The sequence below is a fragment of the Sphingomonas sp. Tas61C01 genome (genome assembly GCF_052567495.1).
In genome coordinates this window covers 3,007,035-3,033,070 of record NZ_CP199583.1, presented here as the reverse complement: position 1 = coordinate 3,033,070, position 26,036 = coordinate 3,007,035, and the positions used below count along the sequence as shown (strand labels likewise).

General features: G+C 68.5%; 26 protein-coding genes. 14 read left to right on the top strand and 12 right to left on the bottom strand.

All coding sequences use genetic code 11. The features are described 5' to 3' along the window. The first annotated feature begins 151 nt into the window (after positions 1 to 151). The 3 genes from ACT009_RS14250 to mobA are packed head-to-tail and all read left to right on the top strand — an operon-like array spanning position 152 to position 3,731. On the top strand, positions 152 to 2,440 hold the full coding sequence (locus tag ACT009_RS14250) for an FdhF/YdeP family oxidoreductase (RefSeq protein WP_445191722.1): 2,289 nt from the start codon (positions 152 to 154) through the stop codon (positions 2,438 to 2,440). Continuing rightward, positions 2,437 to 3,213, top strand: coding sequence for a formate dehydrogenase accessory sulfurtransferase FdhD (gene fdhD / locus ACT009_RS14245; RefSeq protein ID WP_445191721.1), 777 nt, complete (start codon positions 2,437 to 2,439; stop codon positions 3,211 to 3,213). The genes ACT009_RS14250 and fdhD overlap by 4 nt, the downstream gene beginning before the upstream one ends. Then, positions 3,210 to 3,731, top strand: coding sequence for a molybdenum cofactor guanylyltransferase (gene mobA, locus ACT009_RS14240; RefSeq protein WP_445191720.1), 522 nt, complete (start codon positions 3,210 to 3,212; stop codon positions 3,729 to 3,731). The genes fdhD and mobA overlap by 4 nt, the downstream gene beginning before the upstream one ends. Here the strand turns inward: mobA and paoC are convergent. From paoC to ACT009_RS14220, 4 genes are all read right to left on the bottom strand, one after another. Beyond that, positions 3,721 to 5,940, bottom strand: a complete 2,220-nt coding sequence (gene paoC, locus ACT009_RS14235) for an aldehyde oxidoreductase molybdenum-binding subunit PaoC (RefSeq protein ID WP_445191719.1) — start codon at positions 5,938 to 5,940, stop codon at positions 3,721 to 3,723. The two genes, mobA and paoC, sit on opposite strands and share 11 nt — an antisense overlap. Then, positions 5,937 to 6,899 carry an FAD binding domain-containing protein gene (locus ACT009_RS14230; RefSeq protein ID WP_445191718.1) on the bottom strand — a complete coding sequence of 321 codons (963 nt, stop codon included), beginning with the start codon at positions 6,897 to 6,899 and terminating at the stop codon, positions 5,937 to 5,939. Before ACT009_RS14230 ends, paoC begins: the two co-directional genes overlap by 4 nt. After that, positions 6,896 to 7,534 carry an aldehyde dehydrogenase iron-sulfur subunit PaoA gene (paoA, locus tag ACT009_RS14225; protein ID WP_445191717.1) on the bottom strand — a complete coding sequence of 213 codons (639 nt, stop codon included), beginning with the start codon at positions 7,532 to 7,534 and terminating at the stop codon, positions 6,896 to 6,898. The genes ACT009_RS14230 and paoA overlap by 4 nt, the downstream gene beginning before the upstream one ends. Positions 7,535 to 7,601: 67 nt before the next feature. Next, complete coding sequence (locus tag ACT009_RS14220; RefSeq protein ID WP_445191716.1) at positions 7,602 to 7,991, bottom strand: hypothetical protein; 390 nt, start codon at positions 7,989 to 7,991, stop codon at positions 7,602 to 7,604. Positions 7,992 to 8,272: 281 nt separating this feature from the next. Here ACT009_RS14220 and ACT009_RS14215 point away from each other — a divergent pair, with 281 nt between their 5' ends. The 3 genes from ACT009_RS14215 (at position 8,273) to ACT009_RS14205 (ending at position 10,848) form a co-directional block, all read left to right on the top strand. After that, on the top strand, positions 8,273 to 8,941 hold the full coding sequence (locus ACT009_RS14215; RefSeq protein ID WP_445191715.1) for a spermidine synthase: 669 nt from the start codon (positions 8,273 to 8,275) through the stop codon (positions 8,939 to 8,941). A 63-nt stretch (positions 8,942 to 9,004) separates the two neighbouring features. Next, positions 9,005 to 10,489: a L,D-transpeptidase family protein gene (locus tag ACT009_RS14210; protein ID WP_445191714.1), complete on the top strand. Its 1,485-nt coding sequence runs from the start codon at positions 9,005 to 9,007 to the stop codon at positions 10,487 to 10,489. 11 nt (positions 10,490 to 10,500) lie between these two features. After that, positions 10,501 to 10,848, top strand: coding sequence for a hypothetical protein (locus ACT009_RS14205; RefSeq protein WP_445191713.1), 348 nt, complete (start codon positions 10,501 to 10,503; stop codon positions 10,846 to 10,848). A gap of 36 nt (positions 10,849 to 10,884) precedes the next feature. Here the strand turns inward: ACT009_RS14205 and ACT009_RS14200 are convergent, their stop codons facing one another. Then, positions 10,885 to 12,384 (bottom strand): DUF4403 family protein, encoded by a 1,500-nt coding sequence (locus ACT009_RS14200; RefSeq protein WP_445191712.1) that lies wholly within the window; start codon positions 12,382 to 12,384, stop codon positions 10,885 to 10,887. 122 nt (positions 12,385 to 12,506) lie between these two features. Here ACT009_RS14200 and ACT009_RS14195 point away from each other — a divergent pair, with 122 nt between their 5' ends. Next, positions 12,507 to 12,707 (top strand): hypothetical protein, encoded by a 201-nt coding sequence (locus tag ACT009_RS14195; RefSeq protein WP_445191711.1) that lies wholly within the window; start codon positions 12,507 to 12,509, stop codon positions 12,705 to 12,707. A 136-nt stretch (positions 12,708 to 12,843) separates the two neighbouring features. Further along, positions 12,844 to 13,002, top strand: coding sequence for a hypothetical protein (locus tag ACT009_RS14190; protein WP_445191710.1), 159 nt, complete (start codon positions 12,844 to 12,846; stop codon positions 13,000 to 13,002). A gap of 101 nt (positions 13,003 to 13,103) precedes the next feature. On the opposite strand, the gene ACT009_RS14185 is transcribed toward ACT009_RS14190, so the two are convergent. Then, positions 13,104 to 13,385: a CsbD family protein gene (locus ACT009_RS14185; protein WP_445191709.1), complete on the bottom strand. Its 282-nt coding sequence runs from the start codon at positions 13,383 to 13,385 to the stop codon at positions 13,104 to 13,106. Positions 13,386 to 13,510: 125 nt separating this feature from the next. Here ACT009_RS14185 and ACT009_RS14180 point away from each other — a divergent pair, with 125 nt between their 5' ends. The 3 genes from ACT009_RS14180 (at position 13,511) to ACT009_RS14170 (ending at position 16,945) form a co-directional block, all read left to right on the top strand. Beyond that, entirely contained in the window at positions 13,511 to 14,005 is a 495-nt protein-coding gene (locus ACT009_RS14180) for a hypothetical protein (protein WP_445191708.1), read from the top strand. Between the two features lie 95 nt (positions 14,006 to 14,100). Continuing rightward, complete coding sequence (locus ACT009_RS14175; RefSeq protein WP_445191707.1) at positions 14,101 to 15,039, top strand: glucokinase; 939 nt, start codon at positions 14,101 to 14,103, stop codon at positions 15,037 to 15,039. A gap of 88 nt (positions 15,040 to 15,127) precedes the next feature. Continuing rightward, complete coding sequence (locus ACT009_RS14170) at positions 15,128 to 16,945, top strand: hypothetical protein (protein WP_445191706.1); 1,818 nt, start codon at positions 15,128 to 15,130, stop codon at positions 16,943 to 16,945. A gap of 25 nt (positions 16,946 to 16,970) precedes the next feature. Here ACT009_RS14170 and ACT009_RS14165 read toward each other — a convergent pair whose 3' ends face one another. From ACT009_RS14165 to ACT009_RS14155, 3 genes are all read right to left on the bottom strand, one after another. Beyond that, positions 16,971 to 17,333, bottom strand: coding sequence for a DUF4440 domain-containing protein (locus tag ACT009_RS14165; protein ID WP_445191705.1), 363 nt, complete (start codon positions 17,331 to 17,333; stop codon positions 16,971 to 16,973). Positions 17,334 to 17,506: 173 nt separating this feature from the next. Next, positions 17,507 to 18,877, bottom strand: a complete 1,371-nt coding sequence (locus ACT009_RS14160) for a hypothetical protein (RefSeq protein ID WP_445191704.1) — start codon at positions 18,875 to 18,877, stop codon at positions 17,507 to 17,509. A gap of 12 nt (positions 18,878 to 18,889) precedes the next feature. Next, positions 18,890 to 20,107: a multidrug effflux MFS transporter gene (locus tag ACT009_RS14155; protein ID WP_445191703.1), complete on the bottom strand. Its 1,218-nt coding sequence runs from the start codon at positions 20,105 to 20,107 to the stop codon at positions 18,890 to 18,892. Between the two features lie 203 nt (positions 20,108 to 20,310). Here ACT009_RS14155 and epsC point away from each other — a divergent pair, with 203 nt between their 5' ends. The 3 genes from epsC to ACT009_RS14140 are packed head-to-tail and all read left to right on the top strand — an operon-like array spanning position 20,311 to position 22,315. Beyond that, positions 20,311 to 21,291, top strand: a complete 981-nt coding sequence (gene epsC / locus ACT009_RS14150; RefSeq protein WP_445191702.1) for a serine O-acetyltransferase EpsC — start codon at positions 20,311 to 20,313, stop codon at positions 21,289 to 21,291. After that, on the top strand, positions 21,288 to 22,064 hold the full coding sequence (locus tag ACT009_RS14145; protein ID WP_445191701.1) for a gamma-glutamyl-gamma-aminobutyrate hydrolase family protein: 777 nt from the start codon (positions 21,288 to 21,290) through the stop codon (positions 22,062 to 22,064). The genes epsC and ACT009_RS14145 overlap by 4 nt, the downstream gene beginning before the upstream one ends. A 26-nt stretch (positions 22,065 to 22,090) precedes the next feature. After that, positions 22,091 to 22,315, top strand: coding sequence for a hypothetical protein (locus ACT009_RS14140; protein WP_445191700.1), 225 nt, complete (start codon positions 22,091 to 22,093; stop codon positions 22,313 to 22,315). A gap of 144 nt (positions 22,316 to 22,459) precedes the next feature. On the opposite strand, the gene ACT009_RS14135 is transcribed toward ACT009_RS14140, so the two are convergent. The 3 genes from ACT009_RS14135 to ACT009_RS14125 all read right to left on the bottom strand — a co-directional run bounded on the left by ACT009_RS14135 (position 22,460) and on the right by ACT009_RS14125 (position 26,011). Beyond that, a complete protein-coding gene (locus tag ACT009_RS14135) occupies positions 22,460 to 23,737 on the bottom strand; it encodes an MFS transporter (RefSeq protein ID WP_445194107.1) in 1,278 nt (425 codons plus the stop codon). 41 nt (positions 23,738 to 23,778) lie between these two features. Further along, a complete protein-coding gene (manD, locus tag ACT009_RS14130) occupies positions 23,779 to 24,990 on the bottom strand; it encodes a D-mannonate dehydratase ManD (protein WP_445191699.1) in 1,212 nt (403 codons plus the stop codon). A gap of 103 nt (positions 24,991 to 25,093) precedes the next feature. Next, positions 25,094 to 26,011: a VOC family protein gene (locus tag ACT009_RS14125; protein ID WP_445191698.1), complete on the bottom strand. Its 918-nt coding sequence runs from the start codon at positions 26,009 to 26,011 to the stop codon at positions 25,094 to 25,096. Positions 26,012 to 26,036: the final 25 nt, after the last annotated feature.

The window sequence follows — 26,036 nt, the reverse complement described above, 5'->3', positions numbered from 1 at the left end:
AGCTCATCATCGGAGGGGTCGTCTATAGCGGAGCGGGCCGGCGAAATCGCCGACCGCGATCCTGAACCAATCGTGCGTCGGCCCGTTCCAGCATGCAGACCGTTCGCGTAAGATCGATCGGGCTCCACCTACCAGACGCGGAACCTCGATCATGACCAAGCAGAAGTCGGACAGCCCGGACATCCGTCCCTTCACCGGTCCGGCGGGCGGATGGGGATCGGTGCGATCGCTGGCCGAGATCATCCCGCGCGAACGCGTCACGCCGGAGGCGCTGCGCGAGTTGGCCCGCCAGAATAAGCCCGACGGCTTCGCCTGCGTCAGCTGCGGCTGGGCCAAGCCCGCCGATCACCACCCCGCCGAATTCTGCGAGGAAGGCGCAAAGGCCACCGCCTGGGAGCTGACCACCCGCCGTACCACGCCCGATTTCTTCGCCGAACACACGCTGACCGAGCTGCGCGGCTGGCGCGACTATGATCTCGAGGAACATGGCCGGCTCACCCACCCGCTGCGCTACGACTCGGCGACCGATAAATATGTGGCGGCGTCGTGGGACGAGGCGTTCGACGAAATCGCCGCGACACTGCGCCCGCTCGACCCTAAATCGGTGGTCTTCTATTCCTCCGGGCGCACAAGTCTGGAGGCCTCGTACATGTACGGCCTGATGGCGCGGATGTACGGCAACCAGAACCTGCCCGACAGCTCCAACATGTGCCACGAATCCACCTCGGTGGGCTTGAAGGCCGCCATCGGCGTGCCCGTCGGCACCACCCGGCTCGACGATTTCGAACATTGCGACGCGATCCTGTTCTTCGGCCAGAACGTCGGGTCGAATTCGCCGCGGATGCTCCACGACCTGCGCACCGCCCGCAAGCGCGGGGTCCAGATCATCACCTTCAACCCGCTGAAGGAACGCGGGCTCGAACGCTTCACCGATCCGCAGAACCCGATCGAGATGGCGACGCTGGGCGAGACGCGGATCTCGACCCAATATCATCAGGTGAAGGCAGGCGGCGATATCGCCGCGATGATGGGCATCGCCAAGTTCCTGGTCGAATGGAACGACGCCGCGCACGCGAAGGGCGCCGTGCCGGTCCTCGACGAGGAGTTCATCGCTCAGCATACCCACGGGTTCGACGCCTTCGTCGATGCGGTGCGCGCCGCCGACTGGGACGACATCGTCCGCGAGGCCGGACTGGCGAAGGGCGAGCTCGAGGAATCGGCACGGATCTACGCCAAGGCCAAGGCGGTTCTCGCGATCTACGGCATGGGGCTGACCCAGCATGTGAAGGGCGTCGAGAACGTCCGCATGCTCGTCAACCTGCTGCTGATGCGCGGCAACATCGGCAAGCCCGGCGCCGGCCCCACGCCGGTCCGCGGCCACAGCAACGTCCAGGGCCAACGCACCGTCGGCATTACCGAAAAGACCGAGCTCGTGCCCGTCGAAGTGCTCGAGGCGCAATACGGCTTCACCGCCCCGCGCGAAAAGGGCACCGACACGGTCGAGGCCTGCCGCGGCGTGATCGACGGTTCGGTCACGGCGTTCGTCGCGCTCGGCGGCAATTTCCTCCGCGCGGTGCCCGAGACCGCGGCGATGGAGGAGGCATGGCCACGCCTCGGTCTGTCCGTGCAGATCGCGACCAAGCTCAACCGCAATCATCTCTTCCCCGGTGCGGTCACCTATCTGCTGCCCTGCCTCGGCCGGATCGAGGAGGACGTGCAGGCGACCGGCCCACAGATCGTCACGGTCGAGGATTCGACCAGCTGCTTCCACGCCTCGCGTGGCAAGGCGCACCCCGCCAGCCGCCACCTGCTGTCCGAACCCGCGATCGTCGGCGCGCTCGCCAAGCGGCTGTTGCCGCACAATCCCAGGGTCGATTGGGACGCCTGGGTCGGCGACTACGCGCTGATCCGCGATGCGATCGAGCAGACCTATCCCGCGGTGTTCAAAGACTTCAACGCGCGGCTGTTCAAGCCCGGCGGGTCGTGGAAGGGCAACAAGGCGGCGGAACGGATTTGGGAGACGCCGAGCGGCAAGGCCGAATTCCTGGTGCCGAGCGGGCTCAGCGCCACCGGGTTCGGCGACGCCGCGGGGCGCTATCGGCTGATGACGCTCCGGTCGAACGATCAGTTCAATACGACGATCTACGGCTATCACGACCGTTTCCGCGGGGTGAAGGGCACGCGCGACGTGCTGTTCATGAACGACGCCGACATCGCTGCGGCCGGGCTAGCCGGTGGCCAGATCGTCGCGCTGGAAAGCGACGCCGGCGACGGCATCGTGCGTCGGCGCGAGGGGTTGATCGTCACCCCTTACGACATCCCGCGCGGCTGCCTCGGTGCCTATTATCCCGAGTGCAACGTGCTGATGCCGGTCGAGCACCACGCCGAGGAAAGCCACGTCCCCGCCGCCAAATCGGTGCCTGTCCGGATCGCGGCTTGATCGCGGGCACCGCCGCTCACGCCTTCACCCGGACGGGGGCGGACGGCAGCGCCGCCCGCATCGATCGGCACCTCGCCGTCGAGATGCCGGTCGCAGTCGAGTTCGGCGGCATCGGCTATGCGGTGCTGATGGCGACGCCGTGTGATCTGGCGGATCTCGTCACCGGTTTCGCGCTGTCCGAACGCCTGATCGACCGCAATGCCGACATCGTCGACCTCGACGAGATCGAGCGCGACAACGGTATCGTCGTCCGCGCGACGCTCGACCGACGCGTGATCGGCCGCGTCGCCGACCGTGTCCGTCACCGCGTGTCGGAAAGTTCGTGCGGGATGTGCGGGATCGAGAATCTCGATCAGGCGCTCCGCCCCTTGCCCGCAGCCACGACGACCTGGTCGGGCGACGCCGGTGCGGTGTTCGCCGCGCTCGACGCGCTCGACGCGCACCAGCCGCTCAATCGCGTGACCGGTGCGGTGCATGCCGCCGCCGCCTGCACCACAACGGGCGAGCCGTGGCTGGTCCGCGAGGATGTCGGCCGGCACAATGCCTTCGACAAGCTGATCGGCGCGATGCTGCGGGCCGGGCGTGGGTGGGACGGCGGCTTCGCGCTGCTGACCTCGCGCTGCTCCTACGAACTGGTCGAGAAGGCGGTGCTGTCGGGATGTCCGATGCTCGCGACCATCTCCGCCCCGACCTCGCTGGCGGTGACGCGCGCCGCCGCCGCCGGACTGCCGCTCCACGTGCTGGCCCGGCGCGACGCGGTGCTGGTCCGATGACCCGCATCCTCGGCGCGGTGCTCGCCGGCGGCCGATCGCGCCGCTTCGGCAGCGACAAGGCGCTTGCCGTGTTCGACGGCACCACCCTGATCGACCACGCCCTCGCCGCGCTCGCCGCGCAATGCGACGCGGTGCTGGTCTGCGGCAGGTCCGGACCCGGCTCGATCGCGGACCGCCCGACCCCCGATCTGGGCCCGCTCGGCGGCCTCAACGCCGCACTGCATCATGCCGCCGCGAACGGCTTCACCGCCGTCATAAGCGCCCCTTGCGACATGCCGATCCTGCCCGCCGATCTGGTGGCCCGATTGCAGGCGGCGGGTTCGACCAGCTTCGTCACCGCCACGCCGGTGATCGGGCTGTGGCCCGCGCGCCTGGCCGACGAGCTCGACCTCCACCTTGCCGAGGGCGGCGACCGGTCGATGTGGCGCTGGACCGCGCGGGTCGCGGCGCTGCCGGTGACGATCGACGGCCTCGCCAACGTCAACACGCCCGACGACCTCGCACGCCTCAGGCGATAGCGGGCATCTTCGTCATCAGCTTGTCGAGCGTAATCGGATAGTCGCGCACCCGCACGCCGCTGGCATTGTAGATCGCATTGGCGATCGCCGCGCCGACGCCGCACAGCCCGAGCTCGCCGACCCCCTTCGCCTTCATCGGCGACGACATCGGATCGACCTCGTCGAGGAAGACCACCTCCTGGTGCGGGATGTCGGCGTGCACCGGCACCTCGTAGCTGGCAAGATCGTGGTTGACGAAGAAGCCGAACCGCTTGTCGACCGCGAGTTCCTCCATCAGCGCCGCGCCGACGCCCATCGTCATCGCCCCGATCACCTGGCTGCGCGCCGATTTGGGGTTGAGGATACGCCCCGCCGCGCACACCGCCAGCATCCGCCGGACCCGGATCTCGCCGGTGAAGGCATCGACCCCGACCTCGACGAAATGCCCGGCGAAGGTCGATTGCTGTGCCTTCTTGCCAAGATCGCCGAACTCGATCGCGTCCTCGGCAGACAGGCCCTTGTCGCCCGCCGCCTCTGCCAGTGACACGCTGCGATTACCCGCGCGGACCTTGCCATCGGCGAACTCGACATCACCCGAATTAAACCCCAGCTTCTGCGCCACCGCCTCGCGCAGCTTCATGCACGCCGCATAGACGCCCGCAGTCGAGCTGTTGGCGCCCCATTGCCCGCCCGATCCGGCACCCGCCGGAAAACTGCTGTCGCCGAGCAGCACCACGACCTTGTCGATCGATACGCCCATCACCTCGGCGGCGGTCTGCGCGATGATCGTGTAGGTGCCGGTGCCGATGTCGGTCATGTCGGTCGCGACGGTGACCACGCCCTTGCGGTCGATGCCGACCCGCGCCGCGGACTTCATCGTGATGTTGTTGCGGAAGCCTGCCGCGACTCCCATCCCGACCAGCCAGCGGCCGTCGCGCGTCGATCGCGGCGTCGCCTTGCGCTGTGTCCAGCCGAACTTGTCCGCACCCAGCCGCAGGCATTCTACCAACTGCCGCTGCGAGAATTTGCGCTCCGGCTTCTCGGGATCGACCTGGGTGTCGTTGACGATGCGGAATTCGACCGGGTCCATCCCGAGCTTCTCCGCCATTTCGTCCATCGCGATCTCGAGCGCCATCAGCCCCGGCGCTTCGCCCGGCGCGCGCATTGCATTGCCCTCGGGCAGATCGAGCACCGCGAGCCGCATCGAGGTAAGCCGGTTCGCGCCCGCATAGAGCAGCTTGGTCTGCGACACCGCGGTCTCGGGGCCGCCACCCGGCAGGTCGCCCGATCCACTCTCGTGCGCGATCGCGGTGAGCCGGCCGTCCTTGCCGGCGCCGAGCCGTATCCGCTGCCGCGTTGCCGGGCGGTGGGTGGTGTTGTTGATCATCAACGGCCGCTGCAACGCCACCTTCACCGGCCGCCCCGCCGCTTTGGCGCCGAGCGCCGCCAGGATCGCGTCGGTCCGCACGAACAGTTTTCCGCCGAATCCGCCGCCGATATAGGGCGAGATGAGGCGGACATTGTCCTTGGGAATCCCGAGCGTCTTGGCGACGTCGCCCTTGCCCCATGCGATCATCTGGTTCGACGTCCAAAGCGTCACATTGTCGCCTTCCCAGGCGGCGGTGGTGGCGTGCGGCTCCATCATCGCATGGCTGTGGTCGGGCGTTTCGTAACGCGCGTCGAGCTTCACCGGCGCGGCGGCGAACGCCGTCTCGAAATCGCCGACGCGGTCGACCGGCGGCGCGCTGCTGCCCTCGCCGCTGTCGTTGCCTTTCAGCGGCGCGATCTTCAGCTCGGCGTCGAGATCGAAGCGACCTTTCGTCCGTGCGTAATCGACGCGGACCAGCGCCGCGGCGGCCCGCGCCTGTTCGAAGGTCTCGGCGACCACCAGCGCGATCGCCTGGTGATAATGATCGATCGCCGGCCCGCCGAGCAACTTCGCGGTGTTGAAGTCGCCCTTGGCGAGCGGACCCGCACTGTCCGCGGTGACGATCGTTAGCACCCCCGGTGCTGCCTTCGCCGCCGCTAGGTCCATTCCCGCGATTCGGCCCTTGGCGATCCCGGCGCCGACGACATAACCATAGGCCGCGTTCGGCGCGACGTCGTGGCGCTCGTACGCATAATGCGCGGTGCCGGTGGTCTTGAACTTGCCGTCGATCCGGTCGGTCGGCTTGCCGATCACCTTCAGCTGGTCGATCGGATTGGTGCCCGCGGGCGTGTCGAACTTCATGCTGCGGTTCCCGTCTTGGCTTCCGCGATCACCGCGCCGATCGTGCGCTCGACCAGCGGCACCTTATAGGCGTTGTCGGCGGTCGGCCGTGCGCCGGCGAGCAGCCGGGTGGCGACCGCCTTCGCACCCTGCGGCAGCGCGGCCTCCGCCGCCTCGACCCGCCACGGCTTTGGCGCGATGCCACCGATCGCGATCCGGCCGCTTCCGTCGCGCTGGATGATGCCCGCCACCGATACCAACGCATAGGCATAGGATGCGCGGTCGCGGACCTTGTGGTAGATGTGCGTGCCGCCGACCGGCTTGGGCAGCGTCACCGCGGTGATCAGCTCGCCCGCCGCGAGATTGGTGTCGATGTGCGGCGTATCGCCCCACAGCCGGTGGAAGTCCGCGATCGGGATGCGCCGGGTATCCCCCGATGGCTGCACCGTCTCGACCGTCGCATTGAGCACCCGCATCGCCACCGCCATGTCGCCGGGGTAGGTTGCGATGCACGCATTGCTGGTGCCGACAATGCCGAGCTGCCGGCTATACCCACCCAGCGCTGCACAACCCGACCCCGGCTTACGCTTGTTGCACGCCTGGTTGGTGTCGTAGAAATAGGGGCAGCGGGTCCGCTGGAGCAGATTGCCCGCAGTGGTCGCCTTGTTGCGCAGCTGTCCGCTCGCCCCCGCCACGATCGCGCGCGACAGCACGCCATAGTCGCGCCGGACCCGTGCATCGGCAGCGAGATCGGTGTTGCGGACCAGCGCACCGATACGCAGCCCGCCTTCCGGCGTCGGCTCGATCGCGTCAAGCTTCAGCCGGTTGACGTCGACCAGATGCTGCGGCGTCTCGATCTGCAGCTTCATCAGGTCGAGCAGGTTGGTGCCGCCCGCGATGAACTTGGCGCCCGGCATTCGCGCCACCATCGTCGCGGCCTCGGCCGGAGTCGTGGCGCGTTCGTAGGTAAAGGCCTTCATGCGCTGGCTCCGGAGACTTCCTGCATCGCCTCGACGATGTTCGAATAGGCGCCGCAGCGGCAGATGTTGCCGCTCATCCGCTCGCGGATCTCGGCGGCGGTTGCTTGCGGCGTTGCGGTCAGGTCGGCGCTGACATGGCTCGGTACGCCGTCGCGGATCTCCTTCAGCACCGACACCGCCGAGCAGATCTGCCCCGGGGTGCAATAGCCGCACTGATAACCGTCATGCTTGACGAACGCGGCCTGCATCGCGTGCAGGTCGCCCGGCTTGCCCAAGCCCTCGATCGTCGTGATCTGGTCGCCGTCGTGCATGACCGCGAGCGTTAGGCAGGAGTTGATCCGGCGACCTTCGACGATCACCGTGCACGCGCCGCACTGGCCGTGATCGCAGCCCTTCTTGGTGCCGGTCAGCTTCCAATGTTCGCGCAACGCATCGAGCAGCGTGACCCGGGTATCGAGGTCCAGCGTCCCGGATGTGCCGTTGACCTTCAGCGTCACCGGCATCGTCGGCGGTGCCGATCCGGTCGCGGGCTGCACCTGCCCGGCCGCAGCCGGCACCGACACCATCGCACCGCAGGCGACGCCGGTCGCGAGGACACCCCGACGCGAGACTTCGAATCCGCTCGTCTTGTCCAACCGCGGCACCTTTCCTGATCAATGTATATCGATCGCAACGATCCCGATCGGATATCGATCCTAACGATCAGGCGACGACTTGCCAGTCCTTAACGCCAACCCGCAGGCCGGTGACGCTCGTCACCAGCGTCTCTATCTGCGGCTCGGTGAAACCCGCCGACAGGAACCGCTCGATCTCGGCAACCGGCAGCGCGAAGCCGCGGCGCCAGGCGTGGATCGCAAGCCGGCGCAGCGCCTCGAGCCGCGGGTCCGCCAGTCGCGAGCTGGTGCCCGCGCCGAACAGCCCGCCGAGCGCGCGCGACAGCCGGCTCGGTTCGTCGATGCTCCGCAGCGGATCGCGTTTGGCGAGCGCGATCACGCTCCATTCGAGCGCGGAAAAACCCGCCGCCTCGGGAGCACGGCCGGCCCGGCTCGAGCCGGGCGCGGCGAACAGATTGTCCAGGTCGAGATAGGCCATGTCGTTTCCCCCTTCAGGAACGGGCATGAACGACCGGCGGCGGCAGCACATCGCCACCCCATGGGTTCGTTCCGGTGTATGTCAGGTACGATCGGTTACGCGATCAGCTTCAATACCAGGCGGTATATAAACCGGACGGCGGGGCGTCAACAGACTTCTGTACCGATCGGGATATTTAATTTGACCGCGTGCCGTAGCGCACGGCGACGATTGCCGGTTGCCCCCGCGCGTCTGCCGCGGCAGCGCACATGAGCGCGACCGTCGCGCTCGGAGCCGCTGCCATGATCCCCCGCGAACTGATCGACACCGCGACCGTCCCCGGCGGGGTCGAGCTGCGGCTGTTCCGGCGCGGCGCCGACTATATGATCGTGCTCGACCGCAACGAACTGATGAACAGCCGGATGAGCGGATCGGAGGAGGCGCTGTCGGTGATGACGCTGGAGCGGCTGCGCGGGCGCGCAGCGCCGCACCTCCTGGTCGGCGGCTACGGCATGGGGTTCACCCTGCGCGCCGGCTTGGCGGCGAGCCGCGATGCCCGCTTTACCGTCGCCGAACTGGTGCCCGAGATCATCCGCTGGGCGCGCGGACCGATGGCGGCGCTGACCGCGGGCTGCCTCGACGATCCGCGCGTCGTCGTGGTGGAGGGCGACGTCGCCCGCTCGATCGCCGATGCCAGGGGCAGCTACGACGCGATCCTTCTCGACGTCGACAACGGCCCCGACGGGTTGACCGCCGCGGGTAACGACCGGCTCTATTCGCCGCGCGGACTGGACGCCGCGCGGATCGCGCTGGCGCCCGGCGGCATCCTCGCGATCTGGTCGGCCGGCCCCGACAAGGCCTTCGCGCGGCGGCTCGGCGAGGCCGGCTTCGCGGTCGAGGAAGTCGCGGTGCGCGCCCGCGGCAACGGCAAGGGGCCGCGCCACGTCATCTGGTTCGCCACGAAACGGTAATTTCCGCGCGCTGATGCGGCGAAGACACGCGCCAAGCGCGTTCCGATCGGTTATGATGCCTGCATGCTCATCAACCGCCTGACCTTCGCCGCTGCGGTCCTGACCGCGTCGACCGCCGGAGCGCAGACCGCCCCGGCGCCGCTCTCGACTCCGCAATCGATCCTGCCCGCCCCGCTCGCCCCACAGGCGGTCGTGGTGCCGGTGCCCGCACCCGTGGTGCCGCTGCCGCGGATCACCGAAGCGCAGGCCCGCCAGCTCGCCGATCTGATCGCGCGCGATGCGGTGGCGCAGGGGCTGCAGGAGACCGTCGGCGCCGCGCCCGATACCGCCGATCACGACGCGCTGATCCGTCGCGCGCTCGATCACGCACATGCGGTCCATGCCGGGCGGCTCGAAGGCGCCGACTTCCAGCGTGAATGGGGGATCCGGCCGGTCAACTATGATCCGCTGCCCGGCTTTACAGATGCTGTGCGGCGCGATCGGATGGCGGCGTGGATCGCGTCGCTGCCGCCGCCCTATGCCGGCTATGACGGCCTCGTCGCCGGCCTGGCCCGCTATCGGAAGCTCGCATCCGCGGGCGGCTGGCCGACGCTCCGCGCCGGCGCCGATCTCGCCTTCCGCGCCAAGGGCGCCGACGTCGCCGCGCTGCGCAAGCGCCTAGGAGCGGAGGATGCGCAGGTCGCTGCCACCGGCGCGGTGTTCGACACGGCGCTGCTGGAGGCGGTGCGGCGCGCGCAGCGGCGCTACGGGCTCAACCCGACCGGCATCGTCGGCGCGCAGACCGTCGCCGCGCTCAACGTGCCGGTCGAGGAGCGCATCCGCCAGATCATGGCGAACATGGAACGCTGGCGCTGGCTCCCCCCGCAGCTCGACAAGGACCGCGTCCAGGTCAACATCGCCGCCGCGGTGCTCACCGTATTCGATGGCGATGCGCCGGTGATGTCGATGAAGGCGGTCACCGGCCGCCCGGGCGACGAGACCCCGATGCTCGTATCGTCGATCCACAGCATCGTGCTCAATCCGCCCTGGAACGTGCCGAGCTCGATCGCGACCAAGGAATTGTGGCCGAAGGAGCGCGCCAATCCTGGCTATCTCCAGCGCAACGGCTTTCGCGTCATCGAAACCCCCGACGGCGGCAAGCGGCTGCAACAGGCATCGGAACGCAGCGCGCTCGGGCGGTACAAGTTCGACTTCGACAACGCCTTCGCGGTCTATCTGCACGACACCCCCGCACAGGCCGGCTTCGCGAAGTTCGATCGCCTTGCCAGCCATGGCTGCGTGCGGCTCGAACATCCCGACAAGCTCGCCAAGCTGCTGATGCAGAACACCCCGCAATGGTCGCCGGAGGCGATCGACACCACCGTCGCCGCCGGCAAGACCGTTCGTGCGAAGCTCGGCGCGCCGGTTTCGGTGTATCTGCTCTACTGGACCGCATTCGCGGCGACCAACGCCCAGGTCGGGTTTCGCGACGACCCCTATCGCTGGGACGGCGCACTCGCGAGCAAGATCGAAGCCCGCTCGGCGCGTCAGGCGCTGGCGGCCCGCTGAAGGAACCGACGATGAAGACGACCCGCCTCCGCTCGCTCCTGCTCGCCGGCGCCCTGCTGCTACCGACGCTCGCCGGCTGCTCGCGCAAGGAACCGGACGCACCCGCCGCCGAGGGCGAGGCGAACGACGAGGCGCCCGCCCCGGTTGCCGCGCCCGTCCTGCCCGAACCCCAACCCGCCCCTGCGCCCACTGCGGCGCCGGTCGACAACACCCCTGCCGAGGCCGCGGTCGCGCCCGACGAACAGATGATGGACGACGCCACCGCGACCGGCATGACCGCGCGCGCCGAACGCGGCGAGGAACAACCCGCCAACACCGACACCGTCGCCGAGCCGACCGACACCGTCGAACAGAAGTAGCGTGAGGCAGGTCCTCCCCGGCACCCGGAGGACCTCCTATCTGGGTCGGTAGACGATCTCCGCGCGGCCATCGGCGCGGATCGGCAGGAACAGCCCCTGCCCGGTCACTGCGATCCGACCGTTCTCGACGCTCGTCACCTGCGCCTTCAGCAGGAAGTCGCCTTCCCGGTGTCCCGCGATCGCGCGCTGCGCCGCGCCCAGCACCTTCTGGTAATCGCGCGCGAAATCATGGACCAGCGATTCGCGGACATTGGCGAGCACCGCGGTGTCGCGGAACAGTGCGAACAGCAGGTTGACGGTGTCGCTGTCGGTCTGCCCCGCGATCCCCAGGTCGCGAACCCGCACCACCTGCGATCCGGGATCGTTATAGGGGATCGCGGTCAGCCAGATCTCGCCCTTGGTGGTGACCAGCGAGTTCGCCCGCCCCTTTACCTCGGTCTTGATCCCGACGGCGATGTGACCCGCCTCGGTCGCATAGATGGTGACGTCGCCGAACTTGGCGTCCACCGGGCCGACCCCCGAGATCGAGATCCCGCGTGCCGCCAGCTTGCGCAGCGCGCGCGCGACGACGGGTTCGAGCTGCCGATAGTCGGCGATCACCGGCACGAAGAAGCGCAACCCCGGCCGCCCGGTCTCCAGCGACGGCGGCGGCAAGGCGGTCGGCGCGGGATCGGGCGGACGATCGCCGACGAAGGTCTGGGTCAGCGCCTCCGCCGACAGCAGCATCTGCAGCTCACGGCCGGCGACGCGGTAGCCGCCGAAGCCGAGGCGCCTCGGCGTCACCCGTAGCCAGGCCGGCGGCCGCTCGCGATTGAGCGAAATCGACGTGAAGGCGCGCCGCCAGACCTCGCCGAGCCGCTCGCGCGTGCGGATCTTCGCCAGTTCGCGCGGCAGATCGCGTTCGAGCCCGACGATCACCGCCTTCAGCCGCTCATCCGCCTTGTCGACGAAGCTTATCCGCTGGCCGAGAAAGTCGATCCCCGGTGGCTCGACCCAATCATAATCGATGTCGATCTTAGCGGTCGGGGTCCAGCGCCGATCGACGGACAGTCGAGCGCGCGCATGGACCAGCGCGCTGCCGGTCGCGGTTTCCCGGGCCAGGATGCCGCCGACGTCGCGGGCGCTGATCGTGGCGCTTACCGGCATCGTGATCGTCAGCGTTTCGCCGCTGCCGCCCAGCCGTAGCCGCCCGCGGGTGACTTGCCCGACGATGCGGCAGCCGAGCGCCGGCGTCACCTTGATCTTGCGGCCGAACACCTTCACCCGCTGTTCGGGCACGCAGCGCGGCTCGTGCTTGTCGATCCGCCACAACAGCCGCGGCGCCCGTGCCTCCAGCCCGCGCTCCAGATCGGCCAATTGCGCGGTCACGGGCACTACGATCGTCGAGCTCTGGTCGGGCAGCGTCGCTGGCGTCTCCACCCGCGGCGGCGCGGCGTTGCCGCTCGGCCGCTGGCACCCCGACGCGGTCAGCGACAGCGCCAGCACAAGGGGCAAGGCGACCGACAGCGATCGATTGCGAGGCGGGACGGCGCTCATCGCCGGATGATCCGGTGCTTCGCCCGATCATGCAAGCGCCACCCGCAAGATCGTTCGTGCTTTGATCGATATCATAGTGAACAATATTGCGCCGGAACCCGACCGATCGGTAAATCTGCGGGATGAACGGCCCCAAATCAACGATCGAACGCGCGTTCGAGATCGCCCGCGAGGGAAAGGCATTGCGGCTCGAGGAAATCGCCCGTCAGCTCCAGCGCGAGGGATATGCCGACGTCCATGGACATCTCGATGGCGCGAAGATCCGCGCGCAGCTGATGAGCCTCGTCCAGGCCGCGCGCGCCAAGCCCGTGGTCAGCGACTGATGCCGCTTCCGTCTCGTCGTGGGACAGCGGCGGGAGAACTCACCCGATCGTCGTCGGCAGCGCGGTTTAGGACGAAACCGATTGGCGATCGCCGCGTTGCTCGATCGGGGACCTACGCAACCGGGAGTACACCATAATGGCCGTTCAGGGCACGCCGAGCCAACGGATCTCGGACCTGCCGCGCGAACAGCGCCTAACCGCCTTGTATCGCCGCGCCGCCGCCGAACGGCAGCGCTTCGACGCAACCCGCAACCAGGGAACCTGGTTGTCGCGCCTCAAGTCGCGACTGGGCTGACGTCGGCGGGAAAGTTCTGCGCGCTCGACGGCGCCGAAAATACGTTCTTACAAGCCGAACGGGGCCGTGGGCCGTTTTCCGACCCACGCCCCCGGTTCGCCTCAGCGACCGCGCAGCGTGTTGAGTAGCGCCACGCCTAGTACGCCAACGAGTGCCGCGGTCGCGAACGGCCGCTGGCGCGCGAAGCCCTTCGCCTTGTCGACCACCGGGCCGGGGTTCGCGATCGCGTCCTTGGCGGCGCCCGCGATCTGCTTGGCGTTGCCGGTCAGCTGATCGGCGATCCCTGCGCCCTGCAGCGAATTGTCGCCGGTGGCCTTGCCGAGGCCTTCCTTGGCGGCGCCGGTGATGCTCTGGCCCTGGCCTTCGAGGGTGGTCGTGTTCATGGGTATCTCCTTGTGAGGGCGCAGCCACGATGGTTGCGATACGGGGCGGCAAACGGTCGGCGCGCCAATTGGATGCAGCCAACCGACATGACCCCGCGTTGAGCCCCCGATTGGAGACGCCCACGATGATCCGCAGCCTCGCCGAACTCGATGCGATCCGCGCCGAATGCCGCAAGCTGGTGACCAACCGGTCGCTGGTATCCGCGGGCGCCGCGGTGGTGCCGATCCCTGGCGCCGATCTCATCGCCGACATCGGCCTGCTCACCACGCTGCTGCCGGAGATCAGCAAGCGCTTCGATCTCGATCACGAACAGGTCGCCCGGCTGGAGCCACAATTGGCGCAGCGCGTGCTGGTGCTCGCCTCCAGCATGGGCAACAACGTCATCGGGAAGGCGATTACCAAGCGGATCGTGATCGCGATGCTCCGTCGCGTCGGCATCCGCGTCGCCACCGCCTCGGCCGCCAAATACGTCCCGGTCCTCGGCTCCGCGGTCGCCGCGACGATCAGCTTCGGCGCGATGAAGCTGGTCGGCAACTCCCACATCGAAGACTGCTACCGCACCGCCGCCGCCCTGATCGCCCCGCCCGGGGCGCTGCCGGCGCCGTCCTCCTCGACTTAGGTCGGTCTTAACCAGACCCGTGCGATGTCGGCCGCGAATGGCATGACGGGACTGCTGCATCGTGCGGCGGGTCACCGGTCGGCGAACCGGATGGGATGGAGATGGAACAGGGCAAGCTTGCCGTGGCGATCGGCGACGACACCGTGCGCTTCGCGATCGTCGGTGCGCACGGCGCGCTGAGCAAGTTCGAGGAATCGCCGATCACGCGGTTCTCGACGCTGACCGACGCGTTGCTCGCGTACGAGGCGAGCAGCGGCGTGCCTCTGCTCGGATCGACGTGCGCGGTCTCGATCATCGGCGCGACCTGCCGCGATTCGATCCTGCTGTCGCGCGGCCAATGGGCGATCAGCCGCGCGGGGCTCAGATCGCTGTTCCGGCAGGACGCGATCATCATCAACGACGTCGCCGCCAGCGCCTGGGCGATCCTCGGCGGGCAGGTGCAGAAGCTTGCGCCCCTCTCCCCGGGCGGCACCGAGCCCGACTTCAAGCGCCCCGGGCGCTGGGCGGTCACCCACATCCAGAAGGGCGTCGGACTCGCGGTGATCGACATCGACGAAGCCGGCGTGCCGCGGGTGCTGGAATGCGAAATGGGGCATTGCGGCTTCTCGCCGTCCTCGTCCGAACATGCCGCGCTCGCCGCGGCGTTGTCGCGGCGGCTCGCCAAGGCGGTGACGTGGGAATCGATCCTCACCATCCCGCTCGACGATCCGATCTGGGCGCTCGACGGCGTCGCGGTGCCGCGCAGCAAGCGGATCGCGGTGCTGGCGCGGCTCGCCGGACAATATGCCGGCGAGCTCGTCCTCGCGCACGGCGCCTGGTCGGGCATCATCGTCACCGGCAAGCGCATTGCCGAGATCGTCGCCGAACCCGCGATCGACGGGTTCAACGCCGCGTTCGAGGCGAAGACCAAGTTCCAGCGCCTGATCCGCGCCACCCCGCGCTACCGGCTGACCAACACCGATCTTTCGCTCGCGGGCCTCGCGGTCGCGCTCGAACTCCACCCTTCCGCCCGACGGATGCTCGTCCCGGCCTGAGCCCCGGCTTGCCGTGGTTTCGGCGCTGTGCTCAAGTCCTGTCGATAGCCGCCATGCCGGCGGACGATGACGGGACCAGGCGATGAGAGTGTTGCGTCGGACGGCGATGATCGCCGGCTTGCTGGCCGCCATGCCACTCGCGGCGCAGACCGCGCCGCCCCCTACCCCTCCAGCGCCGTCGACCTCGCCCGAAGTCGGCGCCAACGACATTCTCGTCACCGGCCGCCGCGCGGAACCGAGCAACTGGCGCGAGGCGGAAACGCCGCACGCCGTGGTGTTGAGCGACGGCAGCGAGGCGGACCTGATCCGCATCGCGCGCAACCTCGAACGGCTCCACTTCCTGCTGTCGATGCTGCTCGGGCGGGTCGACAAGCCCGATGACACGGTGAAGCTGCGCGTCACGCTGATCGGCGACGTCGCCGAATTCACCGCGATGGGGCTGCGTAACCTGCGTTGGCAGCAGGGCCCGTTCCCCGACGAATTCGGCGACATGCGCTATTACGATCCGCGCGACGACGGCGCGGTGATGGCGACGAGCCGGATCGACCAGAAGGTGATCACCGAACGCGGGATCAGCTGGGAACGATTCCAGGGCATGGTCTCGGCGCTCAGCGATCGGCCCGCCGACGGCACCGGCAATCAGGGCATGAACGGGTATGGCGGTTCCTCGCTGATCGGCCTGTCGAACACTACCGACCGGATCGGCCTGCCCAACGAAAAATCGGTGGTCGTGCCGTCCGATTACCTGCTCTACGCGGGCTTCGCGCAGCATTACCTGACCACCTATTTCCCCGCCGCCTATCCGCGCTGGTATCTCGACGGCTTCGGCCAGGTGTTCGCGACGATGCAGACGCATGGCGAGAATGAACTCGATTACGGCCGCGTCCCGATCGGGACCACCTCGACGCTCGATCGGTATGGCGGCTATCCGCTCGCCCAGGTGTTCGACGGCAGCTACCTCAATCCCAAGGCATCGCGCCGCCGCTGGACGCCGACGCACGCCTGGATGCTGACGCACTTCCTGTTCTTCTCGGACGCCTGGCGGCCGCGCTTGCGCCAATATCTGCTCGCTTATGCGAACGGCGCCACGCCTGCCGAGGCCGCGAAGGCGTTGGGCGATCCCGCCGTGCTGACCGCCGAACTGCGCCGCTATTATCGCGGCAAGAAGCCGTTCGACAAGATGGCCTATCCCGCCGATCGCATTCCAGAGCCGCAGGTCCGGCGCCTCACCAAGGGGCAGGCGGCGTTCATCAAGGGGCGGCTCGAACTCGGCTCGCGGGTCGATCTCGCCGCGGAGCCGAGCGTCGGCGCCACCGCGGACGAGACCGCGAAGCTGGCGAAGGAACATCGCCAGGCGATCGCCACGCGCGACAAATGGCTCGAGGGTTTACGCCGCGACGCCGCGCGCTACCCCGCCGACGTCGAGGCACAGCTGCTGCTAGCCGAGGCCGAATGCCGCACCGGCCACCCCGCCGAATGTCGCGTCGCCGCGGAGGCGACGCTCAAGCTCCGCCCCGGCGACACCGCCGCACTGGCGTGGAAGGGCAGCGCGATGGCACTCGCCGCACGGGCGGCGCCGATGGACCAGCGTCCGGCCGAACTTCGCGCCGCGCGTGAGGTGATCGCCGGCGCCAACCGCGCCGACACCGAAGCGGTGTTGCCGCTGCTCGCCTATTATCGCAGCTATCAGGGCGACACCGCCCCGCCGATCGCGGTGGATGCGCTGGCCGGCGCCGTCACCCGTGTTCCCAATGCGCCGGTGGCGAGGCTCGCGCTCGGCACCGAATATGCCAGGCGCGGGCTGACCGACGAAGCGCGGCGGACGCTCGGTCCGGTCGCGCTCGGTGGCTACGACACCCCGGAGCGCCTCGCTGCACAGCAGGCGATCGCGGGGGCGGTGAAGTAGGGAAGGTCGCCTACCGCCGACCGGTCTAGGCGCTGCCGAACGCCAGCGGCGGGGTCTGCTGGTGCTGGACCACCTGCCAATCCTCGTGCCCGCGTCGCCGATAGGTGGAGGTGCAATGCGCCTCATATTCCTCGTCGTCGCGCGCGGCCTTCACGCTATAGGCGACCACGATCAGCCCCTCTTCGGGCCGCGCGATGCGCTTGTCGCTCATCACCACCTTGGTCCAGCGCGGGGTCGATGCGACCGCTTCGATCGCCTGCTCGCCGCTCACCACATAGGGCGGGGTCGGCAGCACCATCAGGCATTCGGCATCGATCGATTCGCGGTAATGCTCGGCATCCGCGGTCCACAGGCTCTCTTCAAACGTCCACACACGATCATCGTCCATTACCATCTCCTCGGCTTCGCAGGTTGAAGGATCGGCGGCGCGGATCGTTCCTGAGCGGCGTCGCCCGCCACGGCAGGAGAAACGGGAAGGCGGGTGTAAGGGAGCTCTCCTCCAGCGATATCGCCTGCGAAGAGGCCCCACCCCATCTCTTTGGAGGAGAGGAGTTTTTTACATCACCTCGACCGCCGCGCTTTCCGGCTCGGCCGTGACTGTGCGGCGATCGCGCCGGCGGCGAGGATCGCGGCCGAGAAGAAGAATGCGTTGAGCAGCGCGTCGGCCAGCGTCAGCAGCACCACCAGCGCCAGCGGCACCGCGGTGCCGTCGTCGATGCGGTCGCCCCAGCGGCGATAGCGACGCAGACCCGCGATCGCCGCCAGCGCAAGGCTGCCCCACGCGAGCGCCCACCCGATCAGGCCATATTGCCCGATGATCAGCAGCGGCTGCCCCCAGGGACGGGTGCCGAAGCGCCGCCACCAGTCCCAGCGCGAGGTGCCCGCGATCGGGGCGGCGGTCGCACCCGGCAGCGTCCTGATGTCCTGCGACACCCGCCACGCGAAGGAGCCGCGCCCGATCGCGCGCAGCGTCCCGATCGCCTGCTGTCCGGTCGCGCCGCGCGCCAGCGTCTGGACCGGCATGACCCCGCTGAAATGCACCGCGGCCAAGGCGAGCACGCCCGCCGCCATCGCCGCGAGCGCGGGGAGGACGATCGCCACGTTCCACGACAGCATGATCCCGACGCCCAGCGCCAGCAGCACCAGCGCGCCGACCGACTGCGCCGCCACCGCGACGCCGGTGGTCACCGCGGCGACGATGATCCAGAACCGGCGTTCGTCGCGCACCGCGGGTCGCCGCGCTAGCCAGATTGCGGCAAGCGCCCCGATCGTCGCCCACAACCCGTAGAGGTTGCCGTTCTCGAGGAAACCGAGCGGCCGGTAGCCGATATACCGGTAGATCCCGTCGTAGCGGAATGGATGCGGGCCGTAGAACACGCCGTACAGCATCGGCGGCCGGAACGACTCCACGATCGCGATCGGCGTCAGCGCCAGCCCCGACAGCGCCAGCCCGCGGACTAGGATCACGCCGCCCTCACGATCCGCGAACCAGATCCGCCCGATCAGCCACGGCGCGGCCCATGCGCCGGCGAGGTAGAGCGCCGCGACGAAGGGTGCCGGATTGCCGCCCCCCGCGATCGCCCCCGCGACGATCGGCCAGCCGCACCACAGCGCTATCGGCAGGTCGATCGCCCGCGGCCGCCACGCAGTCGCCGCGGCTCGATCGCGCACCAGTCCGCCGATCAGCGCCACCACCGGCGCGATCCACGCCTTGGTCACCAGCATGTCCGACGGCAGCGCGATGCCCGTGATCCACCAGGCCAGGTCGCTGCCCGGCGCGCCGGGGGGGTAATGTGCGACCGGCAGCAGCAGCCAGCCGCCGATCGCGGTCACCAGGACCGCGGTCCGGCACGACAGCCAGCGAAAGCAGGCCGCGGCGAGCGGCAGGAACAGCAGATATGCCAGCGTCACCGCCATCACCGTCACCCCCACCCCGCCGTCGCCCTATTCCTGGCGCACCACCACGCTCGGCGCCATCCGCGCGGTGAACAACTTGCCGCCCTCGACCCAATACACCACCGCTAGCACCGCCAGTCCGATGCCGAGATAGCCGATCGCGAGCGGATAGGTGGTGCCGTTGTACGACTGGCCGATCGCCGAGCCCACGATCACCGCGCCGATGCTGGAGATGAAGCCCTGCACCGACGACGCGGTGCCCGCGATCTCGCCGACCGGCTCCATCGCCATCGACCCGAAATTGGAGCCGCACAGGCCGATACAGGTCATGCTCAGCGCCTGGAACACCATGTACGTCCAAAGCGATTCGACGCCGACGCCGATCACCAGCAGGTGCATCAATGACAACGCGATCAGCCCCATCACCGCGGTCTGCGAGATCAGCCGCGTACCCAGCCGCTCGACCAGCCGGCTGTTGAGGAACGACGCGCAGCCCATCGAGAAGGCACAGACGGCGAACAACAGCGTGAAGCGGTCGCCGGCATGGAATTCGTCGACGAAGATCTGCTGCGCCGACGATACGAAGGCGATGATCCCGCCGAACGTCAGCGACGCCGCGATCGCATAGCCGAGCGAATAGCGGTTGGTGAGCGTCAGCCGGTAGGAGCTTTTCAGCGTCGTCATCGAGATCGGGATCCGCCGCGCGAACGGCAGCGTCTCGGGCAGGCGCACCAGCGTCCACGCGGCGATCAGCGCCGCGAACCCGCCGAGCGCGTAGAAGATGAAGCGCCACGGCCCGAACGCGAGCAGGATCTGGCCGATGCTCGGCGCCAGGATTGGCACCAGGAAGAAGATCATCTGCGCCAGCGACAGCGTTCGCGCCATCTGCCGCCCCGAATATCGATCGCGGACGATCGCCACCGCGAGCACCCGTGTCGATGCCGACATCAATCCCTGCAGCACCCGCGCGCCGAGCAGCGCCTCGAACGTCGCCGATCCCGCCGCGAACACGCTCGCCGCGACGAACCCGGCGAGCGTCGCCGCCAGGATCGGCTTGCGGCCGAACCGGTCCGCGAGCGGTCCGTACACCAGCTGGCCCGCGCCGAAGCCGAGCAGATAGGCGGTTACCACCCATTGCCGGTGGTTGGCGGTCGCGATCGACAGGTCCCGCCCGATATCGGCGAGCGCGGGCAGCATCAGGTCGACGCCCAGCGCGTTCACCGCCATCACCGCGGCGACGAAGGCGACGAATTCCCGCCGTGGCATCGATATGCTGCTGTGCTCACCGTTCATGCCGGACCCCTAGTCGGTTGACGCGCCAAGCGCCACCGGACGAACGCACCTGCAGCATGAGCGCGACCTAGCTGACCGATCGCGCAGTGCGCGCGGATAGGCAACCTTCCTCGCCGACAAGCAATTTTTTGAATACCCACTTAGCTGGTAGGATATGCTCGCGGCCGGAGATCAAGATGACCGCTCACCCGCTCGACGAAACCGCGCCACCGCCCCGATCCGCCACCGCGACGATCGGCAGCGCGGTCGACGATCTCCGATCGGCGCGGGACGATTGGCGCCGCGATCGGGCCGGTGCGCGCGACACCGCTAGCTTCCCGTCGCGCTGGGCGCTCGCCAACGTGGTCGAGACGCTCGGCGCCGCGATCTACCCGCGCCGCCTCGGCCGCTTCATCGGCAAGGCGACCGAGGAGGACGGCTTCGTCGCCGCCAAGCTGATCGCCGCCTTCACCGACCTCGAACGCGAGATCGCCGCCGAGCTAGGCTATTGGCAGCAGGAAAGCAGCGACCGCTTCGACACCGATCAGCCCGGCACGATCGCACGGCTGTTCGGCGCGACGCTGGGCGAGATCCGGCGGCTGGTCGACAGCGATGTCGAGGCCGCATTCCTCGGCGATCCCGCCGCGCGCAGCGTCGACGAGATCCTGCTCTGCTACCCCGGCGCGATCGCCACGCTCTATCACCGCATCGCGCACGAACTCGATGCGCTCGGCGCGCCGATCGTCGCGCGGATCATCTCCGAACTCGCCAACGAGCGCACCGGGATCGACATCCACCCCGGCGCGACGATCGGCGAGGGCTTCTTCATCGATCACGGCACCGGCGTGGTGATCGGGGAAACCGCGATCATCGGCCGTCGCGTGCGGCTCTACCAGCACGTCACGCTCGGCGCCCGCTCGCCGCTCGGCATCGCTTGCCATGCGGTGACCACCCGGCTGGCGCGCCATCCGATCGTCGGCGACGACGTCGTGATCTATGCGGGGGCGACGATCCTCGGGCGGGTCACGATCGGCGACCGCGCGACGATCGGCGGCAATGTCTGGCTGTTGTCGGATGTCGCCGCCGACAGCGTCGTGGTGCAGCCCGAGGCCGTCCGGCTCGACGCCGCCGCCGGGGTCGCGCTCCGCCACGTCCTCGTCCACGCGGTCGAACGATGAACAGCCACCGTCGTCCGGTGATCGGCGTGCTCTGCTGCAACGAGGTAGCGGGGCGGCCGGTGCAGGTCGTCGCTAGCCGCTTCGTCGAGCCGCTCGCGGCGATCGCCGGCGCCACCGTGCTGCTGGTCCCCGCGATCGCGTCCGCGGTCGACGTCGCCGCCACCGCGGAGTTGCTCGACGGCCTGCTGATGACGGGGTCGCGCTCCAACGTCGGTCCGGCGCATTACGGCGGCACCGCCGCCTCCGCGACGATGGCGCAGGACGACGAGCGCGACACGGTCGCGCTGCGACTGGCCGAACGGATCATCGAAGCGGGCAAGCCGCTGTTCGGGATCTGCCGCGGCTTGCAGGAGATCAACGTGCTGTTCGGCGGCACGCTGTCGAACGATGCCTGCGCCGGGCGACACCATCTCGGCAGCTGGGACCGTGACTATACCGAGTTGTTCAGCCACCGCCACGACGTCTCGCTGACTGAGGGCGGCCTGCTGGCGCGCGCGCTGGGCCAGCGGCGGCTGACGGTCAACTCGGTCCATGAACAGGGCATCGACCGGCTCGGGGCGGGGCTCTCCGTCGAGGCGATCGCGGTCGGCGACCGGCTGGTTGAGGCGGTGTCGGCGCGGCCCTGCGATGCCGATGTGATCGGCGTGCAATGGCATCCCGAATGGGACGTCGGCAGCTCCGGCCACGGCCATGCCTTCTTCGCGATGATCGGCAGCGCCCTGATCGCGGGCGACCGCTTCGAGCCGCACCGCCCGCCGCCGCGCTGCCACTGACAGGTTACACCATGGAAGGAAGACGAATGAAGAAGACCATGATCGCCGCCTCCATCGCGCTCGCCGTCACGTTGACGGCTTGCGGCAAGAACGACGCCCCGGGCAACGCCGCGACGTCGAACGAGGCCGCCTTCGACAGCGCGGTGGATGCGAATGCGATCGACGATACCGGCAACGTCACGATCGCGGAGGACGGCAGCATCGCCAACGACAGCGACAACGCCGCTGCGCCGATCGGCAACGCCGAATAGCGCACCGTATTTTCCGAGACACGCAGGATGAAGCTCCCGCGTAGACTATGGCCCGGCGGCAATCCCGCCGGGCCGTTTTTCATGCGCCTCGACGTTAGCGGTACGGCGTCACCCGGTGGCGCGGTCGCTTCGTCAGCAGCCGGATCATGCCGCGTCGGACATCCGCACCTCGTCGTAACGCGGGTTGATCAGGTGGGTGACCAGCAGCGCCACGAGGTAGGCGAGCCCGCAAGCGACGAAGAAGGGTTCGTAGCTGCCGACGGTATCGAGCAGCACGCCGAGCGACTTCGAGGCGATGAAGCCCCCGGCCGCGCCGGCGAACCCGCCCAGCCCGATCAGCGTCCCCTGCGCATAACGCGGGAACAGATCGCCCGGCATCGCGAAGAGATTGGTCGAGAACCCCTGATGCGCCGCGCACGCGAGCCCGATAAAGGCGACCGCCACCCAAATGTTGCTCGCCTGCACCGCGAACATCACCGGCAAGGCGAACAGCGCGCACCCGAACATCGTCCATTTGCGCGCTCGCCCGGCGGCGACGCCGCGCTTCAGCATGTGCGACGACGACCAGCCACCGGCGATCGCGCCGACGTCCGCCAGCAGGTAAATCGCCACCAGCGGCGGGCCGAAGCTCTTCAGATCATAGCCATATTGCTTGCTGAAGAAATCGGGCAGCCAGAACAGGAAGGTCCACCACACCGGATCGATCAGGAACCGCCCCGCCATGTACGCCCAGGCCTGGCGGTGACGGAGCACGCGGAAGAAACCGGCGCGGCCGACATCCTCGGCTGGCTCGGCCTCGATATAGGCGCGTTCCTCGCTCGACAGCGTCGGGTGTTCGGCGGGATTGCCGTAGAACAGGATCCACGCCGCAAGCCAGACGAGGTTGAACAGCCCGGTGACGATGAACGCCCAGCGCCAGTCGAGCAGCAGCCCCGCGACCAGGAACGACACCAGCATCGGCGTCACGATCGCGCCGACATTGGCGCCGGCGTTGAAGATCCCGATCGCGAGCGCACGTTCTTTCTTCGGGAACCATCGCGACACCGCCGCCAGCGCCGACGGATAGGTCCCCGCCTCGCCCAGCGCGAGCGGGATGCGCGCGATCGTGAACCCTAGCGTACTGGTCACCAGCGCCTGCGCGAAATGGCCGACGGTCCACAGCCCCATCGCAAGCACATAGCCGGTCCGCGCGCCCACCCGATCGACCAGCCAGCCGAAGAACAGGAAGCCGAAGCCGTAGCAGACCTGGAAATAGCCGGTGATGTCGCCATAGCCGGTGTTGGTCCAGCCATAGAGGCTCGTAAGCTGCGGCTTGAGCACGCCGAGCACCAGCCGGTCGATGTACGACAACACCACCGCTGCGAAGAGCAGCCCGCAGACGATCCAGCGGATTCGCCCGCGCGGTTTCGCCGCGGCCGGCACCTCTGGCACCGGGGTCGCGGCGACGGCGTCGGCGAGCTCGCTCACCAGCTGTACATCGTGCCATCTTCCAGCCGGTTCACCGGCAGGAAGGCGCGCTTATATTCGTATCCCCGGGCGAGTTCCTCGTCGATGTCGACGCCCAGTCCGGGCTCGTCGCCGGGGTGCATCATGCCGCCTTCGATGGTGTAGGCGTGCGGGAACACCGCGTCGGTTTCGGGCGTGTGGCGCATATATTCCTGGATGCCGAAGTTCGGCACCGACAGGTCGAAATGCAGCGCCGCCGCCATGCACACCGGCGACAGATCGGTCGCGCCGTGGCAGCCGGTCCGGACCTGGTAGAGATCGGCGAAGGCGGCGATCCGGCGCAGATGGGTGATCCCGCCGGCATGCACAACGGTGGCGCGGATATAGTCGATCAGCTGGTTCTGGATCAGGTCCTTCGCGTCCCAGATCGAATTGAAGATCTCCCCCACCGCGAGCGGCGCGCTGGTATGCTGGCGGATCAGCTTGAACGCCTCCTGGTTCTCCGCAGGGGTCGCGTCTTCCAACCAGAACGGGCGATACGGCTCCAGGTCCTTGCCCAGCCGCCCCGCCTCGATGGGGGTCAGCCGGTGGTGGATGTCATGGAGCAGATGCACGTCCCAGCCGAGTGCCTCGCGCGCCGCCTTGAACAATTCCGGTACCACGCGAAGGTAGCGGCTGGTGTTCCAGACATTCTCGGACGGCAGATCGGCATCCGCGGGTTCGTAGAAATAGCGATCCTTCGACACGCCATAGGTCGATGCCATCCCCGGCACGCCGCATTGCAGGCGGATCGCCTTGTAGCCCTGCTGCTGATATTCGAGCGCGGCCGCGATCGTGTCGTCGATCGAGCTGCCGTTGGCGTGGCCGTAGACCATCACCGCTTCTCGGCTGGCGCCGCCGAGCAGCTGATACACCGGCAGCCCCGCGAGCTTGCCCTTGATGTCCCACAATGCAGTATCGACCGCCGCGATCGCGGTCATCGTCACCGGCCCGCGACGCCAATAGGCACCCTTGTAGAGATACTGCCAGACGTCCTCGATCCGGTGCGCATCGCGGCCGATCAGGCAGGGGACGACGTGATCGGCTAGGTAGCTCGCGACCGCCAGTTCGCGGCCGTTGAGCGTCGCGTCGCCGACCCCGGTGGTGCCGTCGTCGCACGTGATCTTCAGCGTGACGAAGTTGCGCCCGGGCGAGGTGATGATGACCTTGGCCTCGACGATCTTCGGCATGCTGCTCCTATTCCAGCGGCGCTACATACCGCTGTTAGCGTTACCATGCGCGCCGTCCGCAACCGGTGTCAATCGAGCGCAAGGTCGTAGTCGGACGATGCGATCAGGGCGTGGGATCGGTCGCGGTGAAGCCGGAGCAGCACGGCTTCGTCACCGCCTTGTACTCCATCAATTCGACACGAGTGCCGTCGGGATCGTAGAAGTTCGCCTGCCACTTGCCGTCCCGTCCCATCTGCGGCCCGTCGTGGCGCTTGCTCAGGCGGTTCTCGGCATAGAGCTTGGTGACCGCGGCCTGCATATTGACGACGCCGAGCGACAGGTGGTTGAGCACGCCCAGTTGATTGGCGTCGACCTTGGCGAGCGGCACGTCCGAGCCGGGCCCGACCATCATATACTCGAGCCAGTCGCGCCCGTCGGGCGCCTGCTGCGATACCCAGTCCACCTTGTCGGGGTTGAAGGCGCCGTACCAATAGGGGCGGAAGCCGAGCAGCCGACGGTAGAAGCCGTCCTCCTTGGCACGGTCGTGGACCAGATGGCCGACATGGATGATCCGCCCGCTGATCGCCGAGGCGACCGGCGCGCTGCCCGGCGCGGGCTGGACGAACTGCACCGCATTGCCTTCCGGATCCCGGGTCGCGAACCAGCGCTCGCCCGCCGCACCGGCGCGCACCGGTGACAGGTCACCCACCCCGTTCGCGGCGAGATAGGCGCGCATCGCCGCGGCGTCCGCGGTGGTATAGGCGACGTGCGCGAGCATGCTCGGCCTGTGGTTCGCGGGCGCGGGCAGCACTTCGACGAACTGCCGCGTGCTGAAATAGAAGCGCGCGCCGTCCGGCGCCTCGGGATCGGCGCCTTTGCGCGCGCCGAGCACCCGGACGTAGAAATCCTCGCTCTTGGCCATGTCGGTCGAATACACCGCGAGGTGCGAGATGCCGTCGATCGCCGGCCGCGGCGGCGGCGGGGCCGCACCGAGCAGCGACAATGCCGCGAGTCCTGCGGCGATCGTTCCGACAAGCTTCATTCCGCACTCCTTGCGGCGCCGGCCG